General features: G+C 74.4%; 8 protein-coding genes. 4 read left to right on the top strand and 4 right to left on the bottom strand.

The window, feature by feature from the left end; genetic code table 11:
• Nucleotides 1-224 precede the first annotated feature (224 nt).
• The 3 genes from AOK16_RS18995 to AOK16_RS18985 are packed head-to-tail and all read left to right on the top strand — an operon-like array spanning nucleotide 225 to nucleotide 4405.
• Nucleotides 225-2576 carry an ABC transporter ATP-binding protein/permease gene (locus tag AOK16_RS18995; RefSeq protein ID WP_055473416.1) on the top strand — a complete coding sequence of 784 codons (2352 nt, stop codon included), beginning with the start codon at nucleotides 225-227 and terminating at the stop codon, nucleotides 2574-2576.
• 9 nt (nucleotides 2577-2585) lie between these two features.
• Complete coding sequence (locus AOK16_RS27710) at nucleotides 2586-3386, top strand: SH3 domain-containing protein (protein WP_055473415.1); 801 nt, start codon at nucleotides 2586-2588, stop codon at nucleotides 3384-3386.
• Nucleotides 3383-4405, top strand: a complete 1023-nt coding sequence (locus tag AOK16_RS18985; protein WP_055473414.1) for a serine/threonine-protein kinase — start codon at nucleotides 3383-3385, stop codon at nucleotides 4403-4405. The genes AOK16_RS27710 and AOK16_RS18985 overlap by 4 nt, the downstream gene beginning before the upstream one ends.
• Here AOK16_RS18985 and AOK16_RS18980 read toward each other — a convergent pair.
• Nucleotides 4402-5766, bottom strand: coding sequence for a streptophobe family protein (locus AOK16_RS18980; RefSeq protein ID WP_240483644.1), 1365 nt, complete (start codon nucleotides 5764-5766; stop codon nucleotides 4402-4404). The genes AOK16_RS18985 and AOK16_RS18980 overlap by 4 nt on opposite strands.
• A gap of 378 nt (nucleotides 5767-6144) precedes the next feature.
• Between AOK16_RS18980 and AOK16_RS26670 the strand changes: the two genes are divergently transcribed.
• Entirely contained in the window at nucleotides 6145-7113 is a 969-nt protein-coding gene (locus AOK16_RS26670; protein ID WP_157859264.1) for a DUF6777 domain-containing protein, read from the top strand.
• Nucleotides 7114-7165: 52 nt separating this feature from the next.
• Here the strand turns inward: AOK16_RS26670 and cutA are convergent, their stop codons facing one another.
• The 3 genes from cutA to AOK16_RS18960 form a co-directional block, all read right to left on the bottom strand.
• Nucleotides 7166-7504, bottom strand: a complete 339-nt coding sequence (cutA, locus tag AOK16_RS18970; RefSeq protein WP_055473413.1) for a divalent-cation tolerance protein CutA — start codon at nucleotides 7502-7504, stop codon at nucleotides 7166-7168.
• Between the two features lie 40 nt (nucleotides 7505-7544).
• Complete coding sequence (locus AOK16_RS18965; RefSeq protein WP_055473412.1) at nucleotides 7545-8063, bottom strand: thioesterase family protein; 519 nt, start codon at nucleotides 8061-8063, stop codon at nucleotides 7545-7547.
• Nucleotides 8060-9002 (bottom strand): 3-hydroxyacyl-CoA dehydrogenase NAD-binding domain-containing protein (locus AOK16_RS18960; protein ID WP_055473411.1); only part of this gene is annotated, 943 nt, incomplete at its 5' end. The genes AOK16_RS18965 and AOK16_RS18960, both read right to left, overlap by 4 nt.

Below are 9002 nucleotides of genomic sequence, written 5' to 3'. Positions count from 1 at the left end.
CGGCGGGGCGCGGCGGCCGAGCGCCGGTCCGCGGGGTGACGGGCGGGCCGTAGGCGCGCGTCCTGGCGGGCTCCTGGGGCTCGGTTCTGCCGCGCAGGAACGGGGCGTGGCCGACCCCGCCGTGCCGCGGCGTCCCGTACCCGAAGAACGGCAGCCCCTCCCCCGGGTCTGCCTCGGCTCCGCTCGCGCCGCGGGCCGCGGCCCTCCGCCGTAAACTTCCGCATATGGGAGAGCGACCGGTCGCACCCGAGCTCGTCCTGGAAACCGACGGCGACTCGCGGGTGATGAGTCCGAGCCGGTCCTACCACGTGGGCCGCGATCCCGCGAGCGACGTCGTGCTCCGGGACGCCCGGGTCTCCTGGCACCATGCGGTGCTGCGCCCCGTGGCGGGCCACTGGCTGGTCGAGGACGAGGGCAGCACCAACGGCACGTACGCCGACGGGCGGCGCGTGGCGCAGTCGGGCGTCGGGCCCGGCAGCGTCATCCGGTTCGGCAACCCCGCCGACGGGCCCTGCGCCGTCCTCTCCGAGCGCCCGCCCCCGGAGTCCGGGCCGCAGACCGGGTTCCGGCTGCCCTCCTCCGTCCACCACCCCGGCACCACCCACACCTTCCGGCATCCGTCGGCCGTACGTGCGCTGCCGCCGGTGCGCAGGATCCGTATCGGCCGGGCCCCCGACAACGACCTGCTCGTCGACGAGCTCGCGGTCTCGCGACACCACGCGGAGCTGCGCTCGCTCCCGCGCGGCGGCTACGAGATCGTCGACCTGGGCAGCCACAACGGCACCTACCTCGACGGCCGGCAGGTCAAGCGGGCGCAGGTCGGGCCCGACGACATCATCGGGATCGGCCACCGCGACTTCTGGCTGGTCGGCGACCAGCTCCAGGAGTACGTCGACACCGGCGAGATCTCGCTCGACGTCCAGAACCTGGCCGTATACGCCGACAAGGCCCGCAAGATCCTTCTGGACCACGTGACCTTCCCCGTGGGCGAGAAGGCCCTGCTCGCCGTCGTCGGCCCGAGCGGCGCAGGCAAGTCGACGCTGCTCAACGCGCTCACCGGGCTCCGGCCCGCCGACGACGGGACCGTCCTCTACGACGGCCGCGACCTCTACCACGACTACGCCGAACTGCGGCAGCGCATCGGCCTGGTACCGCAGGACGACATCCTGCACACCCAGCTCACCGTGCGCCGTGCCCTCGGCTACGCCGCCCAGCTGCGCTTCGCCGAGGACACCACCCCGGAGGAGCGGGAGGCCAGGGTCCACGAGGTGATCTACCAGCTGGGCCTCGACGAGCGGGCCGACCAGCCCATCCACAGCCTCTCGGGCGGCCAGCGCAAGCGGGTCAGCGTGGCGCTGGAGCTGCTCACGAAGCCGTCGCTGCTCTTCCTCGACGAGCCGACCTCCGGGCTCGACCCCGGCATGGACCGCTCGGTGATGCACATGCTGCGCGGGCTCGCGGACGACGGCCGCACGGTCATCGTGGTCACGCACAGCGTGCTGAGCCTGAACGTGTGCGACCGGCTGCTGGTGCTGGCGCCCGGCGGGCGGATCGCCTTCTACGGGCCGCCGGAGGACTCGCTGCCGTTCTTCGGCTTCGAGGAGTGGCCGGAGGCGTTCGAGGCGTTCGAGCTCGACAAGGAGCGGGACTGGGCGGGTCAGTACCTGGAGTCGCACCTCTACCGGCGGCACATCAAGGCCGCGACCGAGCAGACCGACCTCGTCCCCCAGGTCGAGCACACCGCCGTGCCCCCTCCGAAGGCACGGAACTGGGGCGCGCAGCTGTTCACCCTCGTACGGCGGTACGCGGCCGCGCTCAGCGCCGACCGCACCTTCCTGGCCATCATGATCGCGCTGCCGTTCGTGATGGGCGCGATGACGCGCGCCCTGGCGGGCAGCGCGCTGACCGACAGCACGGGGGTCAACGCCCTGCTGATCCTGAGCGTGGGCGCCGTGCTGACGGGCTCGGCGAACGCCGTCAGGGAGTTGGTCAAAGAAAGGGTCATCTATCAGCGGGAACGGGCGGTGGGCCTGTCCAGATCCGCGTATCTGATGTCCAAGGTGGTGGTTCTCGGACTGATCACGATCGCCCAGGCGGTCGTCCTGACGATGGTCGCGCTGGTCGGCGTGGATCTGAACGCTCCGGGCGGCCAAGGGGTCTTCCTGCCACCGCTGGTCGAGATCACGCTGGCCGGCGCACTGCTGGGATTCGCCTCGATGACACTGGGTCTCGTGGTGTCCGCGCTGGTGCGGAAAGAGGAGGTCACCATGCCGCTGCTGGTCCTCCTCACCCTCGTCCAGGTGGTGTTCTGCGGCGCGCTGCTCAAGCTGAACGGGGTGGTGGGGCTTGAGCAGCTGGCGTGGCTCGTGCCCGCGCGGTGGGCGCTGGGCGCCATGGCGGGGACGGTGGGTCTGCAGCGGACCGTGCCGGGCAGGCTGACCGCGGATCCGCTCTTCGACCACTCCGCGGGGACCTGGCTGGTCAACATGGGGATGCTGGTGGTCCTCTCGGCCGTCTTCCTGCTGGTGGTCGCCAGGCTGCTGCGCAGGCAGGAGCCCGCGGTGATGCGGAAGTAGGCGGGCAGGATGACAGGACCCGACCCCTCGCCCGCCTTCCGGCCGGGCCATGTGGTGCCCCGGGAGGGCCTGCCGACCTGGTCGGCGCCGGACGGCGCGCACCCGTCCGCGCCGCTCGACCCGCTGCTGCCGGTCGAGGTCACCGACCGTCGGGGCGACTGGGCGCGGGTGCTGTGCTCCAACGGCTGGTCGGCGTGGGTGGACGGGCGGCTGCTGGTGTCCGTGCCGCAGGCCCCGCCCGCCGCCGGGCGGGCGCCGGAGCGCACGGCCGATCCGCGGCCGCTCCTCGCGCGCGTGGAGCGGGAGTTCGCGCGCTACCGGCAGGCCGCCGAGGACCTGGCCGCCGGGCACACCGACGGCCAGACCTTCGAGCGGCGCACCGGTGGGCTGCGGGTGGGCCTCGTGGTGGACGGCGGGGCGGTGTGGCTGTACGACGCCGAGGAGGAGCGCTGGTGCTACTGCGACGGCGCCTCGCTCACGACATACGCGCCGGGGCGCGCGCCGGACGAGACGCGGCGGGCCCCGGAGGGGACGGAGCAGGAGCCTTATGGGACCGGGCAGATCCCGTACGACACGGGGCGGAACCCGTACGGATCCGGGTCCTATGGGGCCGGTTCCGGCGGATCCGGCTCCTATGGGCCCGGTTCCGGCGAATCCGGCTCCTATCGGTCCGGTTCCGGCAGCTCCGACCCGGGCGGATCCGGCTCCGACGGCCCTGGTTCCGGCGGCTCTGGTTCCAGTGGCCCTGGCTCCCATGGATCCGGCTCCTATGGCGCCGGATTCCACGGCCCCGGACAGGGATCCTCATGACCGCGCCCGGCTCCGGTCCCGGTCCGCGCCCGCCCGGGCGCAGCCCGCACGACACCGCGCCCGACACCTCGGCGATGACCGGGCGCCGGATCGCCGGGTACCTGCTGGAGGACGAGGTGGGCCGCGGCGGGATGGCCGTCGTCTACCGCGCCCAGGACCTGCGGCTCGGCCGCACGGTCGCGGTCAAGCTGCTGGCCCCCGAACTGGCCCGGAACAACACCTTCCGGCAGCGGTTCGCGCACGAGTCGCGGGTGGCCGCGGCCATCGACCACCCGCACATCGTGCCGGTCTTCGAGGCGGGCGAGGCCGAGGGCGTGCTCTACATCGCGATGCGCTATGTCGCCGGGCGCGACCTGCGGGCGCTGCTGGACCGCGACGGGCCCCTGCCGCTGGAGGCGGCCTGCCGGATCGCCGCCCAGATGGCCTCGGCCCTGGACGCCGCGCACGCGCACGGCCTGGTCCACCGTGACGTGAAGCCCGGAAACATCCTGGTCGCGGAGGGCACGGACCCCGACCGCCCCGAGCACGTCTATCTGACGGACTTCGGGCTGACGAAGAAGTCGCTGTCGCCGACCGGGTTCACCACCGCGGGCCAGTTCGTGGGGACGCTCGACTACGTGGCGCCGGAGCAGATCTCCGGCCGCCCGGTCGACGGCCGCTGCGACGTCTACGCGCTGGCGTGCGTCGTCCACGAGACGCTGACCGGCTTCCCGCCGTTCCGCCGCGACGAGGACCTGGCGCTGCTGTGGGCGCACCAGTACGACCCGCCGCCCGCGCTGTCCGAGCTGCGCCCCGATCTGCCGCGCGCGGCGGACGCGGTGCTGGCGCGGGCGCTGGCCAAGGCGCCGGAGGAGCGGTACGAGACGTGCCGCGCGTTCGTGGCCGCGCTGCGGGAGGCGGGCCGGGCCGGCGCCCCGGCCGGTCCCGCGCCGAGGACCCCCACGCGCGTCGACGCACCCGCGAACCTGCCGCCGCCTCCGCCGCGTTGGGCGGCCCCGGTGTTCCGGGCGGGCGCCTAGGGCCCGCCCCGGCCCGTGTCCGGGCCTGGGGGCCGGTCGCGGCCAGTGGGCTGGTCGCGGCCCGTGGGCCCGTCGCCGGTGACGGCGCCGCGGTGCCGCACGCGCCTGGCCATCAGGCTGCCCAGGAAGCCCGTGACGAGCCCCCACAGCAGCCCGTAGCCGATGAGCGGCAGGAAGTCGGCCCTCAGGAACACATCGCCGCCGAGCCCCTCCCCCAGGTCCCCGACTCCGATCACCGTGAGCCCGTAGTGCGCGGCGACCCGGGTGAGCAGCCCGATAACGAGCGTCGTGAGCCCCAGGGCGAGGGCCATGTGCAGGGCGTGCCGCCAGTGCTTCGTACGGGCCGGGGAGTGGACGGCCGCGAGGAATCCGGCGGCCAGGAGCAGTACGGCGGCCAGGGGCAGCAGGAGCCAGACACGGCCGTCCTGTTCGGCCAGCGAGCCGAGGTCGAGCGTCGCGTCCCCGCCGCCCGGAACGCGCAGCACGTCGCCCAGGACGCGGGGCATCGGCAGTCCGATGCCCTCGGCGACGCGGCCCCGCCAGGAGCCGCCCATGCCGATCCCCAGGCCCATCCACGCGAGGTTGGGCAGCCCCAGGAGCAGGACGGCGACGGTCTCGGCCGGGTGGCCGTGGGTGATGGCGGTGATCAGGCCGATGACCAGCGCGATCAGCACGTAGCAGAGCAGCACCAGCAGCATCGCGTACGCGGGCGGGCGCACGGACTCCTGGAAGCGCAGCAGCCGGGAGGGCAGCGGGGCGCGGTGGGAGACCAGGAAGGTGATCGCGAGCACGGCCAGCAGCCACAGCAGGCCGAAGCCCATGGTGGGGGCGATCTCGGCGCTGAAGCCCACCTTCGGGGTGGCGCCGAGCGCCTCGCCGATGTCCTCGATGATGCCGCCGCCGACGGAGATCCGGAACGTGTGGCGGGCGACCAGGGCCAGCAGGAGCATGGCGAGGAGCCACAGGGCGGCGGTGCGTCCGACGCGGCCGAGCATCTCGCGGCTGTCGGCCACGGCGCGGAAGCGCAGCGGCGCGAGGAAGGCGGCGGAGGTGACGAGGGCTCCGGCGAGCGTCACGGACAGCGGGACGACGTCGATGGCCGCGTCGGTCTCCGCGAGGAACCCGGCGTCGCCGTGCAGTTCGACCGAGCCGCCGACCGCCATGACGACGGTGGCGGCGACCACGCGCGGGAACGATCCGGAGGGCAGGGCTCCGGCGCCCGCTGCCCACAGGCCGAGCGTGGCGACGACCCACATGGTGACCAGGGCCGCGGCCACAGTGGCGAGGGCGTCCCGCCAGGCATGGACGGGGCGCAGTGCGGGTGCCGCCCCTGGCGGGGCGGGGCTTGACGTCCGGCTCACACTGTCCGTCCCCGTCTCGTACGGTTCATCCCCCTCCACCCACCGTAAGCACGGGACCGCGGGTCCGCTTGCGGGGCGTGCGGGAGCGGCGCACACAATGAAGGCGTGACTTCCGAGTCGCCCTCGGGCGGCGGCCGACCGGCCGAGCCGCCTTCGGGGCCTCCGTCGGGACCGCCTTCGGGACCGCTGTCGAAGCGGCCGCCCGGCGGCGGATCCGGACCTCCGGGCGGGCCGAGTGGACCGGGCGGACCGAGTGAGCCAGGCGGGCCGAGTGAGCCAGGCGGGCCGCCGCCGGAGCCGGAACCGGGCCCCGACGGCGGGGGCCCGCACACCCCTTGGTGGCGGTCCGCGCCGCGGATCGCGGTCATCGCGGGGGCCGTGATCGCCGCGCTGGCGCTGGTCCTGATCCTCACGCGCCCGTCCGGCGAATCGGGCACGGGGCGGGAGTCCGGCAAGGGCGGCGAGCTGTTCCTCCAGGGCGCCTCCTCCAAGGGACCGGATCCCTTCACCAACTCCACCGCGAAGGACTCCTCGCTCCCCTCGGCCACGCCCACCGCGAGCCCGAGCCCGGGCCCGTCGGACGGGCAGACGGGCGGGCCCAACACCGTGCGCTCCGTGCGGGGTTCGGCGCCGGGCCTGTACGGCGGGAGGCGCGACGAGGCGAGCTGCGACGTGGAGAAGCAGATCGACTACCTGACCTCGGACCGCGCGAAGGCCCGCGCCTTCGCGGGCGTCGCGGGCATCAACGAGGGCCGGATCCCGGCGTACTTGCGCGGACTCACGCCCGTACAGCTGCGCGCGGACACGCGGGTGACCAACCACGGCTACCAGAACGGCAGGGCGACCGCTTTCCAGGCGGTGCTCCAGGCCGGTACGGCCGTGCTGGTGGACGACCGCGGCATGCCGCGCGTCCGCTGCGCCTGCGGGAACCCGCTGACGCCGCCGGTGGCCATCAAGGGGACGGTGCACGAGCGGGGCGAGGCCTGGCCCGGCTACAAGGCGTCGAACCTGGTGGTCGTGGTGCCCGCGCCCCGCGCGATGGAGAGCTTCGTGCTGTTCGACCCGGACACGGGCGGCTGGTTCGCGCGCCCGGCGGGCGACACGGGCTCGGCCGACCGGCCGGCGCCCCGCCCGACCGACGGCCCGTACGCGCCCCCTCCGGGGGAGGGCGGGACGCCCACCGGGCCCGGTCCTGACGCCTCGCCGGAGCCTCCGGGGCAGGAGACCCCGACGGCTCCGGGGCCGGACGAGTCCCCGCCGGGCGGCGGGACGGAGCAGCCGGGCCCGACGGAACCGCCACCGGACGAGAGCCCGGCCCCGGAGCCGCCGGTGCCTTCCGGCTCCTAGGGGCCGGTCCGGAAGCCGCTCCTATGGAGCCGTCCCGCTCCGGCAGGGCTCCTCAGGAGCCCGGCTCCTCCTTCGCCGTCTCCGCCGCGACCCACGCGAGGTAGTCGGGGCTGCCCTGCACGACGGGGGTCGCGATGATCTCCGGGGTGTCGTAGGCGTGGGTGCCCTCGATGTACGCCTCGAGCTCCCGGTACCGCGCCGTGCTCGTCTTGAAGAGCACCTGCCATTCGGGCTCGGTCTGGATCGCGCCCTCCCACCGGTACACCGAGGTGATCGGCGCGCTGATCTGCGCGCACGCCGCCACGCGCGCGTGGATGGCGCCGCGCGCGAGCGCCTCGGCCTTCTCGGCGCTGTCGGTGGTGGTCAGCACGGTCAGGAATTCAGCCGGCACCCTGGCTCCTTGGCTCGAGATCGCGTCGGGGATCCCCCGCCTACGTCACTCTAGGGCCGGGCTCCACGCCTCCGTGCCGACCGGGCCGCTGGACCGGGCCGATGGAGCGGCCCGCCCACTCGGGGGCCTCCTCGACCAGGGCCTCGAACCGCTCCCGTACGGCGTCGGGCAGCGGGGCGGCGCGGCCCAGCTTCTGGTCGACATGAATGCCGAGGAGCTCGGTGGTGGCGACGGGCCCGCTCTCCGGCCCGTCCTCGCCCGCAGCCACGTACATCTCGTGGGAGAAGCGCACCTTCTTGGCGGCCGCCCCCAGCACCCGCGTACGGACGGTGAGTTCGGCGCCCTCCTCGACCTCGCGCAGGTACCGGATGTGCGACTCGGCCGTGTAGAGGGAGCAGCCGGTGTCCTCGCGGTAGCCGGCGCCGAGGCCGGTCCCGGCCATCATCATGTCCGTGGCGTGGCCGAAGACCAGGACGTAGAAGGCCTCGCTCATGTGCCCGTTGTAGTCGATCCACTCGGGCCGCACGGTCTGCCGGAAGTCGGGGAGCCGGTCGCTCACTCGGTCCCTCCCGCCTCGTCGGAACGCGGCCTCGGCAGACGGCCGGTGGCGCGGAGTACATCGATGACGCCCTGGTCGCGTTCGGCGGCGAGCTGGGCGATGGTGCGCCCGTCCGCGGCCTCGTCGCAGCCCTCGACCATGGCCGTGCGCAGCGCCTCGTCCAGCTCCGGCGCCTCCAGGCGGGTCCAGGGGGACTTCAGGGACGGGCCGAAGTGGTCGAGCATGTGCGCCATGCCGCCCTCGCCGCCCGCGAGGGCGAAGGTCAGGCAGGGGCCCATGAACGCCCAGCGCAGGCCGGGGCCTTCGGTGATGGAGGCGTCGATGTCGCGCACCGTCGCCTCGCCGCCTGCGACCATGTGCAGGGCCTCGCGCCACAGCGCCTCCTGGAGGCGGTTGGCGATGAAGCCGGGCAGTTCGCGGTCCATGGTGATGACGGACTTGCCGGCCGCCTCATAGAAGCGGGAGGCCCACTCCACCGCGGCCGGGTCGGTCTTCTCGCCGCCGACGACCTCGACGAGCGGGATGAGGTAGGGCGGGTTGAAGGGGTGGCCGACGACGAGGCGGCCGGGGTCGGCGGCCTCGGTCTGCATGTCGGTCATGGGGTAGCCGGAGGTGGAGGAGGCGATGACGGCCCCGGCGGGCGCGGCGGCGGCGAGCCGGGCCAGCAGTCCGCGCTTGAGCTCCAGCTTCTCGGGGGCGCTCTCCTGTACGAACTGGGCGTCGGCGACGGCCTCTTCGAGGCTCGCGGCGACGGTGAGCCGGTCGGGCGAGGCGCCTTCGGCGAGGCCGAGCTGCTCCAGCGCGGGCCAGGCGGCGGCCACCAGGCGGCGCAGCTTGCCGGCGGCGTCGGGGGCCGGGTCCCAGGCTGTCACGTCGTAGCCGCGGGCCAGGAAGTGGGCGGCCCAGCCGCCGCCGATGACTCCGGCGCCGATGCAGGCC

The organism is Streptomyces pathocidini (genome assembly GCF_001418495.1).
GTDB classification, from domain to species: Bacteria; Actinomycetota; Actinomycetes; order Streptomycetales; family Streptomycetaceae; genus Streptomyces; species Streptomyces pathocidini.
The sequence above is the reverse complement of the archived record's forward strand: the minus strand, read 5'-3'. Positions and strand labels throughout refer to the sequence as shown.

Bases quoted from the DNA above. Each gene is read 5' to 3' on its own strand.
- AOK16_RS18995 (WP_055473416.1), top strand. From the start codon at position 225: ATGGGAGAGCGACCGGTCGCACCCGAGCTCGTCCTGGAAACCGACGGC.
- AOK16_RS27710 (WP_055473415.1), top strand. From the start codon at position 2,586: ATGACAGGACCCGACCCCTCGCCCGCCTTCCGGCCGGGCCATGTGGTG.
- AOK16_RS18985 (WP_055473414.1), top strand. From the start codon at position 3,383: ATGACCGCGCCCGGCTCCGGTCCCGGTCCGCGCCCGCCCGGGCGCAGC.